The organism is Paracoccus sp. (in: a-proteobacteria) (assembly GCF_035556475.1).
Lineage (GTDB): Bacteria > Pseudomonadota > Alphaproteobacteria > Rhodobacterales > Rhodobacteraceae > Paracoccus.
Genome location: NZ_DATMFA010000032.1, coordinates 1 through 20,277 on the forward strand (window position 1 = coordinate 1; position 20,277 = coordinate 20,277).

The following is a 20,277-nucleotide window of genomic DNA, read 5'->3' on the forward strand; positions in this document are numbered from 1 at the left end:
CGCCATGGGTGCCGACCGGGCGATCCTGGTGGTGGCCGCCGATGACGTCGCGACCGATATCGAGCCGCTGGCGGTGGCGAAGATCCTCGCGGCAGTCGCCAAGGCGGAAGGCACCGAGCTGGTCATCGCCGGCAAGCAGGCGATCGACAATGACATGAACGCAACCGGCCAGATGCTGGCGGCGCTTCTGGGCTGGGGCCAGGCGACCTTCGCCTCGAAACTCGAAATCGAGGGCGGCAAGGCGAAAGTCACGCGCGAGGTCGATGGCGGCCTCCAGACCATCGAGGTGGCGCTGCCTGCGGTCGTCACCGCCGACCTGCGCCTGAATGAGCCGCGCTATGCGAGCCTGCCGAACATCATGAAGGCCAAGAAGAAGCCCCTGGATGAAAAGACCGCCGGCGATTACGGCGTCGACGTCTCGCCGCGGCTCGAGGTGGTCTCGACCCGCGAACCCGAGGGCCGCAAGGCCGGGATCAAGGTCGGCTCGGTCGACGAGCTGGTCACGAAATTGAAAGAAGCGGGGGTGCTCTGATGGCCGTTCTTCTCCTGGGTGAAGTCACCAATGGCGAGCTGAACCGCGACGCGACCGCCAAGGCGGTGGGCGCGGTCAAGGCCCTGGGCGAGGTCACGGTGCTCTGCGCCGGCGCCTCCGCCAAGGCGGCGGCCGCGGAAGCCGCGAAGATCGCCGGCGTCGCCAAGGTGCTGGTGGCCGAGGCCCCGCTCTATGGCCACCGCCTGGCCGAGCCGACCGCGGCGCTGATCGTCAGCCTCGCTGGCGACTACAGCCACATCGCCGCGCCTGCGACTACCGATGCCAAGAACGTCATGCCGCGCGTCGCGGCGCTCCTCGACGTGATGGTGCTGTCGGATGTCTCGGCCATCATCGACGCCGACACGTTCGAGCGTCCGATCTATGCCGGCAACGCCATCCAGACGGTCAGGTCGAAGGACGCGAAAAAGGTCTTCACCATCCGCACCGCCAGCTTCGAGGCCGCGGGCGAAGGCGGCGCGGCCGCGCTCACCGATGCCGCCCCGGCGGCCGATCCGGCGCTCTCCGCCTGGCTCTCGGACGAGGTCGCGGAAAGCGACCGCCCGGAACTGACCTCGGCCAAACGCGTGGTCTCGGGCGGGCGCGGCCTCGCCTCGAAAGAGAACTTCGCGATCATCGAGACGCTCGCCGACAAGCTCGGCGCCGCGGTCGGCGCCTCGCGCGCGGCGGTGGATTCTGGCTATGCCCCGAACGACTGGCAGGTCGGTCAGACCGGCAAGGTGGTGGCACCCGAGCTTTACGTCGCCGTCGGCATCTCCGGCGCCATCCAGCACCTTGCGGGGATGAAGGACAGCAAAGTCATCGTCGCCATCAACAAGGACGAGGAAGCCCCGATCTTCCAGATCGCCGATTACGGCCTCGTCGGAGACCTCTTCACCCTCGTCCCCGAACTCAGCGCCAAACTCTGAGCTTCTCTGTTCAACAAATACTCCGGGGGAGATCCCAAAGGGATCGGGGGCAGAGCCCCCCGCACCCTCACGGACGGCTGACGGTAAGGGGCTGGCGCCACACATCAAACCGGCGCTGGCGGCCCGAAGTGCGCTCGATGACGAAGTCGAGCATCGTCCGTATTTTCGCCGGAACAAGCGGAGTGTCGAGGAAGGTCGCGTAGATCCCCTCCTCGAAAGTCGCATTCGTGACACTCTGCTCCGGCAACAATTGAACGAGGTCGCCCTTCGTCAGCCAATGGGCGACCGTATAGTCGTCAAGCAGTGCTATCCCCAGCCCCGAAAGCGCAAGATCCAGCAGGACCATCCCGTTGTTCGACACATGCCGAGGGGCGATCTCCAGATCCAGATCTCCGTCATTTCCCTTGAAACGCCAGTAATAGGCGTCCCCTGGCCGGAGATAGACCAGCAGGTCGTGGTCAAGCAGATCGGACGGGCTGCGCACCGGTGGACGCTTGGCGAGGTAAGCTGCGGACGCCACCAAAAGCCGTTGCGATTCAAAAAGCTTGCGCCGCTTCAGCCCCGCCTCGGCCGGAGGCGAGATGCGAAAGTCGATGTCTATGCCCTGACGGCGCAGATCGACCTTCTCTTCGCCCAGAGCCAACTCCACCCGGATATCGGGGTAGAGGGCGGCGAATTGCGGCATCATCGGGGTCAGGACGCCCAAGCCGAACATGGTCCGCGAATGGATGCGCAGCACGCCCTGGGGTTTTGTGCTGATGGCGCTGATCCCGTTCCTGACTTCCTCGATGCTCCACAGGATCGGCTCGATCTGGCTGACATAGCTGTCGCCGGCTTCGGTCAGGGCAACCTGCCGCGTCGAACGAAGCAAAAGCTGAACGCCCAGATAATCCTCGAGGTCGCTGATGATGCGGGAGACCGAGGTGGCGGATGTCGCCGAAAGCCGCGCCGTCTCGGTAAAACTGCCTGTCTTGGCCACTGACAGAAACATCTCCATCGCCCGCAACCTGTCCATCATTCCCCCGAAATCTGACGCATACTTCCGCATATTCTGCGTATTCCGGTGCCTTACTGAAGGAGTGTAGCCAAGAAGTGAATAGTTTATCGTCGTGGAGGGACGGCTAAGATGGATTTCGGTGTTTTCATTCTGGCACAGCAGCGTGGCTATCATCAGTCGTCCCGCGACGTGATCATGAACTCGGTCGAGCAGACCGTGATGGCCGAGCAGGCCGGCTTCAATAATGCCTGGTATGCCGAACACCACTTCAACAATTACAGCCTGTCGCCCTCGCCGCTGATGATGGTGGCGCATTGCGCGGCAAAGACCTCGCGCATTCGTCTGGGCAGCGCGGTTTGCATCCTGCCGCTCTATCATCCCGCGCGCTTCCTGGCCGAAGTCGGGCTGGTCGACACGCTGTCGGACGGCCGGCTGGAACTGGGCATCGGCTCGGGCTACCAGCAGTTCGAATTCGAGCGCTTCGGCGTCAAGATCGAGGAATCGGCCGAGATCTACAGCGAGTTCCTCGATGTCATCCCGATGGCGTTCGAGAACAAGGTTTTCGAATATCACGGCAAGTTCCTGGACATTCTGCCCAGCTCCATCGCGGTGCGCTGCGTGCAGCAGCCGGTTCCGCCTATCTGGATCACCTCGGGCAACCCGGTCACGCTGGGTCGCGGCGTGCGCGAGGGGCACAACCTGTTCGTCACCTCTCTGCTGAACGGCAACGACGCCATCCGCAACCTGCGCGAGCGGCTTGAAAAGGTTGCCGAGGGCGAGGGCAAGAATCTGGACAAGGATGTCCATTTCGGCTTCCTCCGCTGCGGTTTTGCCTCGGACAACCAGTCCGAGATCGACGCCTATCTCGACTGCGCCCGCTTCCAGCGCCGCATTTCGGAAAGCCTGAAATATCGCCGTGCGCAGTCTGATGACGGCTACATGGTCAAGGAAGTTCCCTCGGAAACCGATCCGACCATGGAACAGCTGAAGGCGAACCTGCCGGTCGGCTCGGTCAACCAGGTCATCGACAAGCTGCTCGAGGAAATCTCGATCCTCAAGCCCAAGCATATCGCACTGCAAACCCAGCTGGGCGACTTCGACCAGAAAACCATGCTGCGCCAGATCGAGTTGTGGGGCGACCGGATCATCCCGGCGGTCCGCAAGGAACTGGCCCAGAAGCAAGCGGCCTGATCATGCGCCTCTACCTGGGGGTTTCCGGGGCGATCACGATGCTTGAGCCGACGGATTTCCGCCGGCTCGACATCATGGTCGATCCCCAGATCAACGGCCGTCTGGAAGCAGCGATCGCGCGGATCGGGCGGCGCGAGGGCGAGGGGCATGTCTGGCTCTATCCCCAGATCCTGCGCTTTCTTTCGGGCCATGCGGGCGACCAGCAATGGGAAGCCGGGTTGGACGGAATGCTTGCCTATGCCGCCAAGGCCGGCTGGATCAACGCCGAGGGCATGGTGCGCGCGCATCTGACCTGGCTCGACGACCGCCAGCTGGTTTCGGGCGACGATTTCAAGGCGGCGATGCGTGCGCTTCCGGCCGGGATCGCCGCAATCACGACGGCCGATGACGAGGGCCCCGCGGCGCTGATCGTGTCCAGCCTGACCTCGATCTCGGCGGAACCGCCGATGGTCGGCTTCTTTGTCAACGAAGCCTCCCCGATGGCGGGACGCCTGCTTGGCGCCCAGAAATTCGCAGCCAGCATCCTTGGTCACGAACATGGCGCGGTGGTTCAGACGGTGCTGTCCCAACCGCAGGGCAAGGCGCGTTTCGGTGAGGGTCTCTGGTCCGAAGGACATGCCGCGATTCCGGTCCTTCAGGATGCCGTCGCCTCCATGGAATGCGACATCGTCCATAACTGGCGGCTTGGTTCGCACCGGCTGTTCGTCGGAACGATCCGCAGCGCCAGCAGCAGGACCGGCGCCAACCCCCTCGTCAATTTCGGGGCCGAGATCCGCTGCCTCAAGATGGAGAGCGCGGCATGACCGGAAACGCAGCGGTTGCCGGGGCACTGGACGGCCTCACGGTCATCGACGCAAGCCGCGTTCTGGGCGGGCCCTATTGTGGCCAGATCCTTGCCGATCATGGCGCGCGGGTCATCAAGATCGAGCCTCCCCAAGGCGACGAGACCCGGCATTGGGGTCCGCCCTTCCACGGCGATGCCGCGAGCTATTTCATCGGGCTGAACCGCAACAAGCACGGCATCGCGCTGGATTTCTCGACCGAAGATGGCCGGGCGGTTCTGCTGGCGCTGCTGGAGCGCGCCGATGTCTTTATCGAGAACTTCAAGACCGGCACCCTTGAGAAATGGGGAATGGGCCGCGATGCCCTGCGTGAGAAGTTCCCCTCGCTCGTCCATTGCCGCGTCTCGGGCTTCGGAGAGGATGGGCCCTATGGTGGCCGTCCCGGCTATGACGCCGCAATTCAGGCCCAGGTCGGGCTGATGAGCGTGAACGGCGCGGCGGATGGCAAGCCCACGCGAATGGGTATCCCGGTGGTCGACATGGTCACTGGCCTCAACGCGGCGGTCGGCGTTCTGCTGGCCCTGCAAGAGCGGGCAAGATCCGGCACCGGCCAGTTTGTCGAGGCGGCGCTTTACGACTGCGGCGTCTCGCTGCTGCATCCGCATCTGCCGAACTACTATCTGGGCGGGGGCCTGCCCAAGCTTGCCGGAAACGCGCATCCGAACATCACGCCCTATGACACCTATGCCTGCAAGGACGGTGATCTGTTCCTCGCGGTGGGAAATAACGGCCAGTTCGCCAAGCTCTGCGACGCGCTCGGCATTCCCGAGGCAAAGGCCGATCCGCGCTATGCGACGAACGCGCTGCGAAAGGAACACCGCCCCGAGCTGCGCGAGGCGCTGGAGGCCCAACTGTCTGCATGGCCGGTTCAGGAGGTCTCGGAAAAGCTGGTCACGTCCGGCGTGCCTTGCGCCCCGGTCCGCACCATCGACCAGGTGGTCGATGACCCGCATACCCATGCGCGCGGGATGATCGTCGACCTGCCGGACGGCTATCGCGGCACCGCCAGCCCGATCAAGCTGGAGCGCACGCCCGCGACCTATCGCAAATCGCCCCCGTCCTTCGCGGGCGACACGGACGCGATTGCCGAGGAATACGGCCTTACGGATAGCCGGCTCGCGGCCGCATTCATCCGCAAGGACTAGGCGGTTTGAAAAATCTGGCGTCCTGACCGGCGGTCACCGCGTCAGGGCCCTTGCTATATCAGGAATGGGGGAAGGCGATGGCCTTGGATCAGGAAACACTGGATCAGTTGCGCGACACGGTGCGCCGCTACGTGCGCGAACGGCTGATCCCCTTGGAGGAGACCGTCGCCGAAACCGACGAGATCCCCGAAGACGTCGTGGCCGAGATGCGCGAGATGGGCCTGTTCGGCATGAGCATCCCCGAAGAGTTCGGCGGCATTGGCCTCACCATGTCCGAGGAAATCCAGATCGCCTTCGAACTGGGCTATACCTCGCCGGCCTTCCGCTCGCTGATCGGGACCAATAACGGCATCGGCTCGCAAGGGCTGGTCATGGACGGTCTGCCTGAACAGAAGGCGAAATATCTGCCCCGGCTGGCGTCGGGCGAGCTGATCGCCTCTTTCGCCCTTACTGAACCCGGCGCGGGTTCCGATGCCGGCTCGGTCAAGACCTCGGCCCGGCGCGAGGGCGACCACTATGTCCTGAACGGCACCAAGCGCTTCATCACCAATGCCCCGCGCGCTGGTCTTTTCACGGTTTTCGCGCGCACCGATCCCGCCAGCAAATCCGCGGCCGGCGTCTCGGCCTTCCTGGTCGAGGCTGGCACGCCCGGACTGACGGTCGGACCCCGCGACAAGAAGATGGGTCAGAAGGGCGCGCATACGGCCGATGTGATCCTAGAGGATTGCCGGGTGCCCGCGGATGCCATCATCGGCGGCGTCGAGGGCTGCGGCTTCAAGACCGCGATGAAGGTGCTTGACCGGGGGCGGCTGCATATCTCGGCCATCTGCGTCGGCGCGGCCGAGCGGCTGATCGATGACGCACTGCGCTATGCGATGGAGCGTAACCAGTTCGGGGCGCCCATTGCCGAAAAGCAACTGGTGCAGGCGATGCTGGCCGACAGCCGCGCCGAGGCCTATGCCGCCCGCTGCATGATCGAGGAAACCGGCCGCCGCAAGGACGCGGGACAGAATGTTTCCGAAGAGTCGGCCTGCACCAAGATGTTCGCTTCCGAAATGGTGGGCCGGGTCGCCGATCGCGCGGTGCAGATCCACGGCGGCGCGGGCTATATGCAGGAATACGCGGTCGAGCGCTTCTATCGCGACGTGCGCCTGTTCCGCATCTATGAAGGCACGACCCAGATCCAGCAAACCGTGATCGCCAAGTCGATGATGCGCCGCGCCAGCCTGAGCTGACTGCCCCGCCGCGGGCCGGAAATGTGAACGGCGCGGTCCCTTATGGGCCGCGCCGTTTTTCTTTTCGATCAGTTGGCCTGCTGGATCTGGCCCGGCATCAGACGCCGCATCACATAGCGAATGACAAAGAAGCCGACGATCGCGAGGCTCGCGAAAACGAAGATCGCTGCGATCGGGCGGCTGAGGAAGGAGGAGAAATCCCCGTTCGTCACCGTCATCGCGCGGCGGAAGTTCTCCTCGATCATCGGCCCAAGGACGAAGCCAAGAAGCAGGGTCGAGGATTCAAACCGCAGAAGCTTCAGGACGATGCCGACAAGTCCGGCCCCCAGAAGGATGTAGAGATCCAGAACCGAGCTGCGCACCGAATAAATGCCGACGCAGACAAAGGCGATCATCACCGGGTAAAGCAGGTGATAGGGAACCTTCAGCAGCCGCACCCAAAGGCCGACCAGCGGAATGTTCAGCAGGACCAGCAGAACGTTGCCGACGACAAAGGACGCGACCAGACCCCAGAACAGGTCGGGATGCTCGGTGATCACCTGCGGACCGGGAATGACGCCATGGACCATCAGAACGCCCAGCATCATCGCCATGACGGCATCACCCGGAATGCCCAGGCTCATCGTGGGGATGAACGCGGTCTGGACAGCGGCGTTGTTGGCCGCCTCGGGGGATGCGACGCCGGCCAGCGCACCGTGGCCGAATTTCTCGGGCGTCTTGCTGAGGCGTCTTTCCACCGCATAGGAAATGAAGGTCGCGATCATGCCGCCGGTGCCCGGCAAGGCGCCAAAGAATGAACCGATGCCCGTGCCCCGCATGATCGGACCCGCGCTTTCCTTCCATTCGGCCTTGGTCGGCAACATTGAGCGAAGGCTGATCTTTTCGTCCATCACCTTGCCTTCGGGGCCGCCGCGTGCGGTCGTGATGATCTCGGGCAGGCCAAAGAGGCCAAGCGCGATCGCAACCAGCGACAGCCCGTCGAAAAGTTCTGGCAGGTCGAAGGTATAACGCGACACGCCGCTGCTCATGTCGATGCCGACGAGCCCGAGCAGCATACCAGCGAAAACCATGATGAGCGATTTAAGCGGCTGCCCGGTCGACAGCATCGAGGCCGCGATCAGGCCAAAGATCATCAACGCGGTATATTCCTGCGGGCCAAAGCGCATGGCCATGCTGGCCAGCGGAACGGTCAGCCCGGCCAGAAGCACCGCACCGACCATGCTGCCCACGAAGGACGCGATGGCGGTGATGAAAAGCGCCAGACCTGCCTTGCCGTTCCTGGCCATCGGATAGCCGTCGAGCGTCGTGACCACGCTGGTCACCGTTCCCGGCAGGTTGAGCAGGATCGACGCCGTCGAGCCGCCATAGGCAGCGCCATAATAGATCCCCGCAAGCATGATGACCGCGAAATTCGAGTCGATGTGATAGGTAATCGGCATCAGCATCGCGAGGGTCGCCATGCTTCCCAGCCCGGGCAGAACGCCGACGACGGTGCCCAGAAGCACGCCCACGCCGCAATAGAAAAGCCCTTTCAGCGAGAAAGCGACCGCGAAACCCAGAAGGATATTCTCAAGCATGATATCACTCAGAACGCGAAATATTTGAAGGGCAGGCTAAGGCCCCAGATGAAGATCGCCGCACAGACCAGCGCGGTTGCGATCGACAGCAGCAGCGAAACGCGCAGGTTGCGCTTCTCGGACGCCAGCGTCGACAGCAGGGTCGAGAAGAAGATCGCCGGGATCAGCCCGTTCCGCTCGATCAGCAGCGCGAACACGATCAGTGACGCACAGATGATCAGGATCGACAGGATTGCCGGTCGATCCTCGCCGAACAGGACGGGTTCCGCACGCAGAGCCACGAAGCCATAGAGCAGCCCCATGAGGATGAGGCCGACAGACAGGATGCGCGGAAAGTATCCCGCCCCCATCTCGCGCAGGGTCCCCATCTCGTAATCGGCGCCCTGCACATAGGCAAAGACGCCAAGCAATATTGCCAAGGCCGCACCGATGACATCGGGCAGCCGCTGGCGGGTATGATCAATCATATCATCCTCCCAATCTCGGGCAGCCATCCCCCTGGCAGACCCGCTTAATTCTAGATTTTGGGCTCTGCGCCCGCGATCAACGAGGCACCCAGCGCGGTTCCGTGAACCGACAGATGCGCTCCCAGCTGAATCGCCTGCAGTAACTCCTCTCTCGTGGCTCCTAGGTCAAATGCCCGCCGGATCGCGCGCCGAAGTCCGCCGGCATCGAAGCCGGTGAAACAGGCGTGAAGGGCAGTCCGAACGATCTCGCGCTCCACAGGCTGCAAGCCGCCCGGTGCGGCCAGCGCGTTTTCGAAATCGCTTACGGTTCTGGCATAGTCCGGCGACAGGTCGGCCAAAGCGTCGCCCGAGCCGGGAAGCCCCGCCTCTTCGGCAAGGATCGCCGCAGCGGCCAGCACGCTTTCCAACCCCTGCGCCGAGAGAAGCGCGAAGACGTCCAGAAGGTCGTCCTCCGAGGCCCCGGCCTTGCGCGCAAGCTGCACATGCGTCCCAAGACCCGCCGGATAAAGGTGGGTCGCTGACGCATCAAGCGCGACATAGATCAGTTCGACCATGCGCGCGGTCAACGGACCCTGCGCGACTGCCTCGCCCGCATAATCGGCATAGGCGCGCACGAAATCGGGACGGGCTTCAAGCAGCGCCTCGACCCAGGGCCGCCAATAGCCGCGACGGGCAATGAAATGGTCGCGGATCGCGCTTTGCTGCGGGGTCATCGGGCCTGCCTCGCCGCGCTTAGAACCTGACCGGTCAGGAAGCCCGCGCGTCCCACCCATTCGACCAGCGCCGGATCAGGATAGCCTTCGATCGCATTGACACGTTGCCCTGATGGGCCGAGTTCGCAGGCCAGCGTTCTGACCATCATGCGCGCGGTTGCGGCCTGAGCACGCGCCTCGGGGCTTGGGTCATCGTCTGCCGGCAGCAGCAAGGTCAGGCTGACTGCGCCCGCGGTCCCTGCGAAATCCACGGCAGCCGCGCGGATCGCCTCTGCCCGCGTCGTGGCGCCAAGCGCGCGACCGTCGACGACCGCTTGCCGGGGTTCCTGCCGGGGCAGCTTTTCGGCCAAGTCGGGCGCGAAACGCAGGTCAAATCCGGCTCCGGTGGCGATCTGACCGGCCGTCGCCGCGCCGGCGGCATATGCGGCGCTTCCCCCGAAAACCGAGGAGCCCCCATCGACGCTGAGGACGCTGCCGCGCAATGCGGGCGCGTCCGGCTGGGCAAGGAAAGAAAGCGCCTCGGCCATCTCGCGCGGGGTTCCCATGCGGCCCAGCGGGATCTTGGCGACCGCGCGGGCCGGGTCCAATTGCCCGCCCGCGATCAGCCTGTCGACCAGTGCCGTGCGGATGAACCCCGGACACAAGATGTTGACGACCAGATCCTTGCGGCTTTCGGCCAGCGCCAGCATCCCGGCGATCAGCCCCGCCTTGCTGGGGCTGTAACCCCCGCGCAGTGGTATCGCGCGCAGCCCGGCGCCAGAGGACACGGCAACGACACGCGCGCCCTTCTCCAGCCTGTCACCCAACGCGGCCAGCAGCCGGAACGGTGCGTGCTGGTTCAGGGCAAGGGCTGCGTCGAGCTTTTCTTCCGAAAGATCAACGATCCCCTGCCCCGGCGTGCCAGAGGCGCCGGCATTGCAGATCAGCGCCGAAACCGGACCCGTGACGGCATCGAGTGCGGCATATGCGCGTGGGTCGGTCAGGTCCATCGCGACGGATTGATGCGACGTGCCGCCGAGCTCGGCCCTCACTTCGGCCAGACCGTCGGCGTTCAGGTCCAGCAGCACGCAGGACCATCCGGCCTCGGCAAACAGCCGGGCGGTTTCGCGCCCGATGCCAGAGGCGGCGCCGGTGATGACGACCTTGCGCATCAGATATTCGTCAATGTGGTGCCGCCATCGACCAGAAGCGCCTGCGAGGTGACGAACCGCGAATCCTCGCCGGCAAAGAAGCAGATCACGCGGGCGATGTCCTCGACGGTTCCCAGACGCCCCAGCGGGGTGCGGGCGATGCGGGCGGCGTCGCGCTTTTCGTCGCGATTGCGCTCGGTGCCCTCGGTCGGCACGGCCGAGGGGCAGACCGCGTTCACCCGGATCCCGCGCCCGCCAAGCTCCGCCGCTGCCGCACGAGTGATCCCGAGGATGCCGGACTTGATCCCGGAATAGACCACCGAGTTCATGGTCGATCGCATCGCCGCCGAAGACGCCACGTTGACAATCGCGCCACCCTTCTCGTCCATCGCGGCAGAGGCGGCCTGAATCCCCCAGATCACGCCCTTGAAGCCGATGTCGAGCATCCGGTCCATCGTATCGAGGCGAATGTCCGGTATCGCCTGATAGCGCACCCACGCGGCATTATTGACGAGGACGTCGAGCCGTCCGCCCTTTTCCTTGGCAACATCGACCGCGGCATAGATGTCCTCACGCGTCGACAGGTTCCGAACCACGCCGAAAGCTTGCCCGCCCTCGGCCCGGATCGCCGCGAGCGTGCCCTCGACAAATTCTTCCTTGAGGTCGTTCACGCCGACGATCGCGCCCCGGCGCGCCATTTCCAGCGCGGTCTGACGTCCGATGCCGTTCCCCGCGCCGGTGATCAGGGCGACGCGACCTTCAAAATCCTTGGACATATTCTCTCGCATTCAAGCAGCTTCGATGAAATCGTGGGCGACCTGACGGCCTGTGCGCCCGCCGCCCAACGCCATGTCGATCTTGCGGATGTCCCGTAGCGAGCGATGCAGCGGCACCTCCGAGGTGAACCCCATGCCGCCATGCAAGTGGATCGCCTTTTCCAGCGACCAGATCGCATTGGTCATCGCCCCCGCGAAAGCCGGGCGGCCGTCGCGACCCTGGCCAAGTTCGTCCGCTCGCAACGAACGGGCAAGCGCGGCGCGGCTCATCTCGATCAGCAGCTTCATGCGGGACAGGTGATGGCGGACGGCCTGCTTGGACGAAAGCGGACGGCCGAACTGAACCCGCGCGGCCAGATATTCGCAGCAGGCGGCAAGGGCATTGACCGCCGCGCCCGTCGCGAAGCTTCCGTAAAGCGCCTCGCCCGCGCAGCGAAGCGCGGCCATCTGCCCGGCATCGAGCGATCCGATCCTCTCGGCCCCGGAAATGTCCAGCCAGACCTGTGGTTGATCGGGGTCAAGCACCGGCGCGGGGATGGCGGCAAGTTCACTCCGCGCGATCAGGTCGGCCCCGTTTTCGGTGGGGACCAGAACGACATCGCATTCGATATCGGTCATCAGCCGCAGCAGGACGCCATTCGCGCCCTCCCAGCCGATCAAGCCGATCGCCTCGCCCGCAGCGATCCGGCTGGCAATGTCCTGCCCGGCAAAGGCCTGCGCCAGCAGGATCTGATCCAGCAGCGGGAACCGCAGCTGCTTTGCCCCCGCCTCCTCGGCGATGGCCAGCGCGAATGGCAGGCCAAGCGCCATGCCGCCGTCATCCTCGCTTGCGCAAACGCCTGTCAGACCCGCCTCCGCCAGAATGGCAGCGGCAGCGCGGGCGGGCTTCCCCTCGGCTTCGAGGATGGCGGGAATGGCAGCCTCGGCAAGTTCCGCCGGGACGAGGTCGTGATCTTCGTTGCTCATTTCTGCAGATCCTTCGGCAGCCTGAGGATGCGTTGCGCGATGATGTCCAGCTGAACCTCGGTCGTGCCGGCATAGATCGTCTCGGCCCGCGCAAAGAGATAGGCGGTCGTGAAATGATCACGGGTCCGCTGCGCCAGCGCGCTGGATTGGGGCGTGACCTTGCCGACCAGATCAAGCGCCAGACCGGCGAAAGCCTGATGGCATTCCGACCAGTAAAGCTTCGACAGCGACCCGCGCGCGCCGATGGACGCACCGTTCATCAACTGCTCGACCGTGCCTTCGACGAAACCCTTCAGCGCGTCGATCTGTCCCGCGATCTGGCCGATGCGGTCCTGAACGGAAGGATCCTGAAGCAGCAAGGCCAGTTCGGGATCGGATTTGAGGCCCCGGACCAGCTGGCGCAGCTCGGTCTCGAACCGCCAGGGGCGGTACATCCGGTTCGTGGCGCGTTCGATCGAAAGCACGCGGATTGCCGCGTCCCAGCCTTCGTCCGGGGCGCCAAGGCGCGCGTCGTCAGGGACGACCACATCGTCGAAGAACACCTCGGCAAAGGACACTTTGCCGTCGATCGACTTGATCGGGACCACGCGGATACCGGGGGTCGACATCGGAACCGCGAACATCAGCATGCCCTTGTGGCGGTCCTCGATGGTTCCGGTCCGGGTCAGCAGCAGGCAGTAATCGGCCTTGGAAGCGCCCGAGGTCCAGATCTTCTGCCCGTTGATCCGCCAGCCCCCCTCGCAGGGAACGGCCCGCGTCCGCAGCCGCGCGAGGTCCGAGCCCGCGTCGGGTTCGGAAAAGCCCTGACACCAGAGTTCGTCCATCGACAGGATCCGGGGCAGGAAAGCGCGCTTCTGCTGCTCGGTTCCCGCGGCCATGATGATGGGACCGGCAAGCTCCTTGCCGATCGATCCCACGCTTTCGGGCATCGAGATCGCCCCGATCTCCTTGTTCACCACCAGATGCTCGCGGAGCGTCAGGCCGTGCCCGCCATATTCGGTGGGCCAGGTCATCCCGGCCAGACCCGCACGATACATGGCCGCTTCCCAGAGCCGCGATTCCTCGAGGGTCGGCGCGCGCCAGTCGGTGCTGTCCATGCGCATATGCGCAGGCAGGTTCGCGCCAAGCCAGCCTCGGGCGTGCAAACGGTAATCGGCATTGTTCATTGGCTGAAACGGCTTTGAAAAATCGGACATCATTGTCATCGTCTTACCCTTTCGGACAGGGGATCATCAGCGCATCAAGCGCCACCACACCCTTGCCCTCGGCCCGGACCAGCACGGGGTTGAGGTCGATCTCGGCCAGCTCGTCGGCGTGACGGCAGGCGAATTCCGACAAGAGCGCCAGCGTGCGCGCAGCGGCGGCGACGTCGGCGCGCTCCCTGCCCCGCGCCCCGTCCATGATCGGGAACATCCTGAGCGAGCGGATCATGCCCGCGGCCTCGGCCTCGCTGACGGGGGCGGGCGCAAGGGCGACATCGCCCAGAACCTCGGCGAAGATCCCGCCCATTCCGACCATCACCACGGGGCCAAAGACCGGATCGCGCGATACGCCCATGATCAGCTCGGTGCCCTCGCCCGCCATCGGGGTGACAAGAACGCCGTCGATACGGGCCTCGGGAGCGTAGCTGCGGGCCGAGCGCAGGATCCGGTCATGGGCCGCCCTGACCGCCTCGGCATCGGCGAGGTTAAGGGCGACACCGCCGGCTTCGGTCTTGTGCGGGATATCCTCGGACAAGACCTTCATCACGACCGGGTAGCCCATCTCAGAGGCGGCCAGGACAGCCTCGTCGGCAGACGAGACGATCGCCTCGGGCAGGATGCCAATGCCGGTTTCCGCCAACGCCCGTTTCGCGGCATGCTCGTTTCGGAAAACGGCGGGATCAATCGCCGCGCGCGCGCCGCTCCAATCTTCGCGCGATGCCTCGCGCCCCATCCGGTTCAGTCTTGCCAGACCCGAAAGCCCCGTCGCCGCGGCGTCGATGCCCGAAAAGACGGGAATGCCCAGATCGTTGATTTCAGCCACCGCATCGGCGGGACCGGCGGCGATCACGGTCAGCAGTCGGTCGGGATGGCTCGCGCGGATTTCGGCCAATGCCTGCATGTAGACCCCGCGCAACCGCTTGTTGTAAAGCGACAGCGACAGGAAAAGCATGGTCGCATCGGTATTCGGCTCTTCGATCAGGGCCGACAGCATCTTGTAGAGGATGTCCGGGCGGCTCGACATCTGCGCCGAGGCATCGACCGGGTTGTTGGTGCCTGCAGTGGGAACCGCATCGCGGATCCGGGCCTTTGTCGCCTCGCTCAGCGCCGGAAGCGCCAGCCCCGCCTTGGTCGCGGCATCGGCCATCATGATCCCGAAGCCGCCCGAGGCTGCAACCAGCGTCACACGCCCCCCCGCTGGCAGGCGGCCCTTGCCGAGGATCGAGGCGGCATGGCCGGTTTCCAGAAGTGCCTCGATGCTGTGAACGCGCAATGCGCCATGCCGGCGCAACACCGCATCGACCACCGCGTCCGACCCGGCCAGAGCGCCTGTATGCGAGGCGGCGGCGGCCTGACCGCTCTCGGTCTCGCCGATTTTCAGGACGATGACCGGCTTGCCATTCGCGCGGGCAAGATCAAGCGCCTGGACAAGACGCGTCCCGTCGCGGCAGGTTTCCATGCAGCAGAGGATCACTTCGGTCGCCGTATCGGCGGCAAGTGCCGCGATGCCGTCGGCGACATCGACGTCGGCCTCGTTCCCGGTCGCGATGAAATGGCTGACCCCCAGCCCGCGCAAGGCCACGTTCTGGACGGTGAAGCTGCCGATATTGCCCGATTGCGAGACGATGCCGACATTGCCGGGCCGCGGCATGCTTTCCTCGAGAACGATCGAGAACGAGCCGATGACCCCGCCGGTCACGCTGAACGTCCCAAGGCAGTTCGGACCCAGCAGCCGCATCCCCGCCTCGCGCGCGATCCGCACCAGTTCGTCCTGCAGCGCCTGCCCCTCGTTCCCGGCCTCGGTAAAGCCCGAGGAAAGGACGATCGCCGCCCTGACCCCGCGCGCGGCACAGTCACGCAGCGCGTCGATGCAGGCGAGGGCGGGAACGACCAGTATGGCGAGGTCCGGTGCGGTCGGCAGGTCGCGGACCGAGGCATAGGCCGGCAATCCCTGGATCTCGCCGCCGCGCGGATTGACCGGATAGACCGGGCCGCGATAGCCGTATTTCTTCAGCAGATGGATCGGGCGACCGCCGATCTTGGTGATATCCTCGGACGCGCCGACAATGGCGATGCCATCCGCACGGAAAAACGCATCCAGCCCCTGGCCGGGCATTCCGGCAATATCTTTGGGCATGGATCAGCGACCCTTGAATACGGGTTGGCGTTTTTCCAGGAAAGCCATGCGGGCCTCGCGGGCGTCCTCGGTCAGGGCCAGCGCCATGGTGAATTCCTGCTCGAAGCGATAGGCATCGCGCTGAGGCATCAGGTCAACCATATTGGCGGCGCGTTTGGCATAGACCATCGCCAGCGGTGACTTACCGGCGATTTCGGTGGCAAGGGCCATGACCGTCGGCATCAGGTCTTCTTCCGGCAGCGCCGCCTCGATGATGTGGCGCTCGGCCAGTTCCTGCGCCGTGATGCGCTGGCCGGTAAAGAACAGCCGCCGCAGGGTCGAACGCCCGAACAGCGTCTTCAGCATCGAGGCCCCGCCGGCAAGGCCGACATTGATCTCGGGCATGCCGAAGGTCGATTTATCGCTGGCATAGATGATGTCACAAGCGGCGGCGAGGCCGAAGCCCGCGCCAAGCGCCGTCCCGTTCACGGCGGCGATGACAGGCTTTGCACATTCGCGGATCGCGTTCGCGGTCTCGCGCGTCACCCGGTTATGTTCGAGGAAGTCGCCCGCGACTTCTGGATCGGGACGATCCCTGAGATCGGCCCCCGAACAGAAGACATGTCCGGTATTCGTCAGCACGGCGCAGCGAATATCATCGCGCGCCGACACCTCGTCGATGATCGCGATCAGTTCGCGCCGCATCTCGCGGCTCAATGCGTTTACCGGAGGCCGCTGCAAGGTGATGACGGCGACGTAATTCTCGACGTCAAGACAGACATTTTTTTCAGACATGCTCTCCTCCCAATGCCCCGCTTGGAGCCGGGCTTACGACCCATTCAGAGGCTTTGGAACCGGTGGCCGATGTCGAACAGTTCTGCGGATTTTGCAGATTTCAGGTAAATCAATGGGATATTACCAAGGAAAACGACGCAATCGCCATGGATAACGTTGCCGCTGCAACAACCTATTGGTGGAATGCAGTGCCGCGCATCAGGCACCAAAGAAGCAGGGAAGGGACAGCAAACCATGACAATGACGGTTTCGCCGCTTGGCCAGATCCAGACGCGCCTTGGAGAATGCCCGATCTGGGACGTCGAGACGGGCCTTCTCTGGCTGGTCGACGGCCGGGCGGGACTGATCGTCGCGCTGGACGCGACAAGCGGTGCGGTCAGCAGGCGGATCGAACTCCCTGCCCCGCTCGGCTCTTTCGCGATCAATGCGGACGGCCGGCTGATCGTTGCGGCCCGCCGCGAAATCATCCTTTTCGACCCGCGAACAGGGGAAATCGAAAAACTGGCCGAGCTGGAGGTCGATCATCCCAACCTGCGCCTGAATGACGGGGTGGTCCTGCCCGATGGCAGCTTCCTTTTCGGGACGATGCATATCTTCCGGGAGGCGGGCGAGGCCCCGCTCGGCGGGCTCTACCGCCTGCGGCCGGATGGCGTGACCGAAAAGCTGGCCACGGGCATCGGGGTCACGAACGGCCCCCGGATCGGACCGGACGGGCGCCTTTATGTTGCAGACAGCGCCGCGCGCCGGATCCTGCGCTTCGCGATTGACGGGGATTTCCGGCTCGGCGCGCCCGCGATTTTCGCCACGACCGACAAGCTCAACTCGGCACCTGACGGATGCGTCTTTGACAACGACGGGGTGCTGTGGACGGCACTGGTCCACGCTTCGGCGCTTGCGGGTTTCGATCCCACGGGCCGGCTGGTTCGTCGCATCGACCTGCCCGTCGCGCATCCGGCCTCGCTCTGCATCGGGGGACCAGAGGGCGACACGATCTTCGTCACCACCATCACGGATAGCGGCAGGTTGCTGGCCGATGGGCCGCTGGACGGGCATGTCCTGCGGATCGACGGCGCCGGAGTGACCGCGCAGCCGGGATTGCGCGCCAATATCGCAGGAGCCGTCTGCGGCGAGATCCTCATCCCCACCGACATTCCCGACGCGGCCGAAGCACGTTGAAACCAAACGCCATTTACCAGGCTCAGCGCGTCATTCTGGCGTTTCCCACCCCTATTCCTGCGAAATATGGTTGAACTGTTCTGCGGAATCCGTCCTTGTGACCCTCCCGGAAAAATACCCATTGTGCACCACTGAAATGCATTTCGGGGGGAAGTTTGCATGACCACACGGCGCAACATGATCGCGGGCATCGCCTGCGCGATCTCACTGGCATCGGTTCCGTTCACCGCCATCGCGGCCGAGCCGATCACCATGGTCGTGCCATATTCGGCAGGGGGTCCGGTCGACGGCCTGGCCCGCCTGATTTCCGAAGGACTTTCGCGGAAAACCGGCCGCACCTATCTGGTCGAGAACAAGCCGGGAGCAAACGGGATCATCGGGGCGCAATATGTCGCCCGCACCCGCGCCCCGCAGACCACCCTGTTCGTGGGCGGGACGGGTCCGATTTCCGTCAACCTGATGACCCGCAAGGGGCTGCCCTTCAAGGCCGAGGACTTCAAGCCCGTTTCGCTGGTGGCGCTTGGCCCGATGGCGCTGACCGTGCCGGCTTCGGCAGAATACGACACTCTGGACGATTTCGTCGCCACTGCCCAGAAGGGTCCGAACCCTTACCGCTTTGGCACGTTCGGACCGGGCAGCCTCAGCCAGCTTTACGGCGCCCTGCTGAACCGCGAGCTGGATTTCCCGATGACCGAGGTTGCCTACAAGACCACGGCGGACGAGATCAAGGACATGATCGGTGGGCAGATCGACTTCTCGGTATCCTCGCCTTTCGGGGTGATCGGGCAGATCCGGTCGGGCGATCTGAAGATGCTGGCCGTCGCCAGCGCGGAACGCATTCCACAGCTGCCCGACGTTCCCACCTTTGCCGAACTTGGGCACCCCGCGCTGACGAATTCGTTCTGGACCGGAATCTTCGCCCCGGTCGAGATGGATGACGCGCTGGTCCAGGAAGTCAGCGCCGCGATCGACGAGGTGCTGAAGGAACAGCGCACCACCGACTTCCTGGCCAATATCGCGCAATTCCCAGTCGGGGGCGCGCCGGAGGAGTTGCAAAAGCAACTCGACAGCGATCAGCAGGTCTGGGGCTCGATCATCAAGGAACGCGGCATCGAGTTGAAGTGATTTCCGGCCACCGGACCGGGAAAGGGCGCGGAGCGATCCGCGCCCTTCTTCACATCAGGCACCACCCATCACCGGCCATAGGCGCGGGGAATATGGGACATCAACGTTTGCGAGAACCCGCCATCGACGATGATTTCGCCACCGTTGACATAGGATGATCGCGCGCTAGCGAGGAACAGCACCGCATTTGCCAGTTCCTCGGCATCGCCAATCCTGCGCAATGGCACCACCTCCTCGCGGCGGCGGCGGTCATCGGGGTCGGCATAGAATTTCTGCGTCAGCGGCGTCAGGAACAATCCGGGGCTGACGCTATTGGTGCGAATGCCCTCCGGTCCCCATTCGACCGCCATCTGCTGCGACAGCATCAGGATCGCCGCCTTGGTCGAGGAATAGCCGCCCGAGTTCGGCTGCGCGTTCCGTCCCGCGATCGAGGCGATATTCACGATCGAAGCGGGAAGATGCGGGTCGCGCAACTCGCGAAAAATCTGTGCGCATTGCAGATAGCCGCCCAGATTGACCGCGAACTGGTCCTGCATCCTGTCCGCCGACAGCTCGGCAAGCGGCGCGGGTGCCGACAAGGCGGCATTGTTGACCAGAACGCTCGGGGTGCCGAGTTGCGCGATGGTGGCCGTGACAGCCTCGCGGATCTGGTTCGCGTCCCGCACATCGACCGCATAAAGCCGGTACTCCCTGCCGGTATCGGCAAGCTCGGCCGCGAAATCCGCATCCATCTCGACCGTGCGGTCCATCATTGCGACCCGTGCTCCGGCCTTCAGAAAACCCAGCGTCATCGCGCGGCCAAGCCCTCCGGTCGCGCCCGTCACGATGCAGGTCGCATCCTTCAGATCAAGCCAGTCCTGCATTTCGGTCCCCATTCCTGCCGCCCGTGTCATTGCATCCTATATCCCCCTCTGCCGATGACCCGTCATGCGATTGCTGCAGTTCTTTTCCACGATTTCCAGCGGTTGCGCCCGGCGCGGCACACATGACACCTTGCGCGCCGGAATGATTGCGCGCCTCTCCGGGGCATTGCGCAAAAGGAAGGGGACCTGCACATGTCGGTTATCAGCATCGAGCGCGAGGGCGAGATCGCGGTCGTTACCGTGGAAAATCCCCCCGTCAACGCGCTGTCGCAATCCTTGCGGCAGGGCCTTTGGGAAGCAGTCGAGACGCTGGATGCCGACCCCTCGACCAAGGCCGTGGTTCTGATCTGCGCGGGTCGCACCTTCATCGCCGGCGCAGATGTCACCGAGTTCGGAAAGCCGCCGGTTCCTCCGCATCTGCCCGACCTTGTCGAGCGGATCGAGACCGCGGCAAAACCCTGGTGCGCCGCCATTCACGGCTCGGCTCTCGGTGGCGGGCTCGA

Annotated in this window: 20 protein-coding genes; 9 read left to right on the forward strand and 11 right to left on the reverse strand. The window is 64.4% G+C overall.

The window, feature by feature from the left end; genetic code table 11:
- Both VNQ78_RS04235 and VNQ78_RS04240 read left to right on the forward strand, forming a co-directional pair.
- Positions 1-532 (forward strand): electron transfer flavoprotein subunit beta/FixA family protein (locus VNQ78_RS04235; protein WP_325686927.1); only part of this gene is annotated, 532 nt, incomplete at its 5' end.
- Positions 532-1,458, forward strand: a complete 927-nt coding sequence (locus VNQ78_RS04240) for an electron transfer flavoprotein subunit alpha/FixB family protein (protein ID WP_325686929.1) — start codon at positions 532-534, stop codon at positions 1,456-1,458. The genes VNQ78_RS04235 and VNQ78_RS04240, both read left to right, overlap by 1 nt.
- 67 nt (positions 1,459-1,525) lie before the next feature.
- On the opposite strand, the gene VNQ78_RS04245 is transcribed toward VNQ78_RS04240, so the two are convergent.
- The gene (locus VNQ78_RS04245) at positions 1,526-2,629 is read right to left on the reverse strand and encodes a LysR family transcriptional regulator (protein ID WP_325686931.1); all 1,104 of its coding nucleotides are present in this window, start codon (positions 2,627-2,629) and stop codon (positions 1,526-1,528) included.
- Between VNQ78_RS04245 and VNQ78_RS04250 the strand changes: the two genes are divergently transcribed.
- The 4 genes from VNQ78_RS04250 (at position 2,585) to VNQ78_RS04265 (ending at position 6,868) form a co-directional block, all read left to right on the forward strand.
- On the forward strand, positions 2,585-3,646 hold the full coding sequence (locus VNQ78_RS04250; RefSeq protein ID WP_325686933.1) for an LLM class flavin-dependent oxidoreductase: 1,062 nt from the start codon (positions 2,585-2,587) through the stop codon (positions 3,644-3,646). The genes VNQ78_RS04245 and VNQ78_RS04250 overlap by 45 nt on opposite strands.
- 2 nt (positions 3,647-3,648) lie before the next feature.
- Positions 3,649-4,449, forward strand: a complete 801-nt coding sequence (locus VNQ78_RS04255) for a flavin reductase family protein (protein WP_325686936.1) — start codon at positions 3,649-3,651, stop codon at positions 4,447-4,449.
- Positions 4,446-5,633 (forward strand): CoA transferase, encoded by a 1,188-nt coding sequence (locus VNQ78_RS04260; protein WP_325686938.1) that lies wholly within the window; start codon positions 4,446-4,448, stop codon positions 5,631-5,633. The genes VNQ78_RS04255 and VNQ78_RS04260 overlap by 4 nt, the downstream gene beginning before the upstream one ends.
- 77 nt (positions 5,634-5,710) lie before the next feature.
- Positions 5,711-6,868 (forward strand): acyl-CoA dehydrogenase family protein, encoded by a 1,158-nt coding sequence (locus VNQ78_RS04265; RefSeq protein ID WP_325686940.1) that lies wholly within the window; start codon positions 5,711-5,713, stop codon positions 6,866-6,868.
- Between the two features lie 68 nt (positions 6,869-6,936).
- On the opposite strand, the gene VNQ78_RS04270 is transcribed toward VNQ78_RS04265, so the two are convergent.
- From VNQ78_RS04270 to VNQ78_RS04310, 9 genes are read right to left on the reverse strand one after another with little or no spacing between them, the layout of a single operon-like run.
- Complete coding sequence (locus VNQ78_RS04270) at positions 6,937-8,445, reverse strand: tripartite tricarboxylate transporter permease (RefSeq protein ID WP_325686942.1); 1,509 nt, start codon at positions 8,443-8,445, stop codon at positions 6,937-6,939.
- A gap of 8 nt (positions 8,446-8,453) precedes the next feature.
- Complete coding sequence (locus tag VNQ78_RS04275) at positions 8,454-8,912, reverse strand: tripartite tricarboxylate transporter TctB family protein (RefSeq protein ID WP_325686944.1); 459 nt, start codon at positions 8,910-8,912, stop codon at positions 8,454-8,456.
- A 50-nt stretch (positions 8,913-8,962) separates the two neighbouring features.
- A complete protein-coding gene (locus VNQ78_RS04280) occupies positions 8,963-9,625 on the reverse strand; it encodes a carboxymuconolactone decarboxylase family protein (RefSeq protein ID WP_325686946.1) in 663 nt (220 codons plus the stop codon).
- Entirely contained in the window at positions 9,622-10,776 is a 1,155-nt protein-coding gene (locus tag VNQ78_RS04285; protein ID WP_325686948.1) for an SDR family oxidoreductase, read from the reverse strand. The genes VNQ78_RS04280 and VNQ78_RS04285 overlap by 4 nt, the downstream gene beginning before the upstream one ends.
- Positions 10,776-11,531 (reverse strand): SDR family NAD(P)-dependent oxidoreductase, encoded by a 756-nt coding sequence (locus tag VNQ78_RS04290; protein ID WP_325686950.1) that lies wholly within the window; start codon positions 11,529-11,531, stop codon positions 10,776-10,778. The genes VNQ78_RS04285 and VNQ78_RS04290 overlap by 1 nt, the downstream gene beginning before the upstream one ends.
- Positions 11,532-11,543: 12 nt before the next feature.
- Entirely contained in the window at positions 11,544-12,497 is a 954-nt protein-coding gene (locus tag VNQ78_RS04295) for an acyl-CoA dehydrogenase family protein (RefSeq protein ID WP_325686952.1), read from the reverse strand.
- On the reverse strand, positions 12,494-13,693 hold the full coding sequence (locus tag VNQ78_RS04300; RefSeq protein WP_325686954.1) for an acyl-CoA dehydrogenase family protein: 1,200 nt from the start codon (positions 13,691-13,693) through the stop codon (positions 12,494-12,496). The genes VNQ78_RS04295 and VNQ78_RS04300 overlap by 4 nt, the downstream gene beginning before the upstream one ends.
- Before the next feature lie 13 nt (positions 13,694-13,706).
- Positions 13,707-15,836 (reverse strand): acetate--CoA ligase family protein, encoded by a 2,130-nt coding sequence (locus VNQ78_RS04305; protein WP_325686956.1) that lies wholly within the window; start codon positions 15,834-15,836, stop codon positions 13,707-13,709.
- A 3-nt stretch (positions 15,837-15,839) separates the two neighbouring features.
- The gene (locus tag VNQ78_RS04310) at positions 15,840-16,610 is read right to left on the reverse strand and encodes an enoyl-CoA hydratase/isomerase family protein (RefSeq protein WP_325686958.1); all 771 of its coding nucleotides are present in this window, start codon (positions 16,608-16,610) and stop codon (positions 15,840-15,842) included.
- 234 nt (positions 16,611-16,844) lie between these two features.
- Between VNQ78_RS04310 and VNQ78_RS04315 the strand changes: the two genes are divergently transcribed.
- Complete coding sequence (locus VNQ78_RS04315; protein ID WP_325686960.1) at positions 16,845-17,786, forward strand: SMP-30/gluconolactonase/LRE family protein; 942 nt, start codon at positions 16,845-16,847, stop codon at positions 17,784-17,786.
- Between the two features lie 159 nt (positions 17,787-17,945).
- Positions 17,946-18,911 (forward strand): tripartite tricarboxylate transporter substrate binding protein, encoded by a 966-nt coding sequence (locus VNQ78_RS04320; protein ID WP_325686962.1) that lies wholly within the window; start codon positions 17,946-17,948, stop codon positions 18,909-18,911.
- A 68-nt stretch (positions 18,912-18,979) separates the two neighbouring features.
- Here VNQ78_RS04320 and VNQ78_RS04325 read toward each other — a convergent pair whose 3' ends face one another.
- The gene (locus VNQ78_RS04325; RefSeq protein ID WP_325686963.1) at positions 18,980-19,786 is read right to left on the reverse strand and encodes an SDR family oxidoreductase; all 807 of its coding nucleotides are present in this window, start codon (positions 19,784-19,786) and stop codon (positions 18,980-18,982) included.
- A 180-nt stretch (positions 19,787-19,966) separates the two neighbouring features.
- Between VNQ78_RS04325 and VNQ78_RS04330 the strand changes: the two genes are divergently transcribed.
- Positions 19,967-20,277 (forward strand): enoyl-CoA hydratase/isomerase family protein (locus tag VNQ78_RS04330; protein WP_325686965.1); only part of this gene is annotated, 311 nt, incomplete at its 3' end.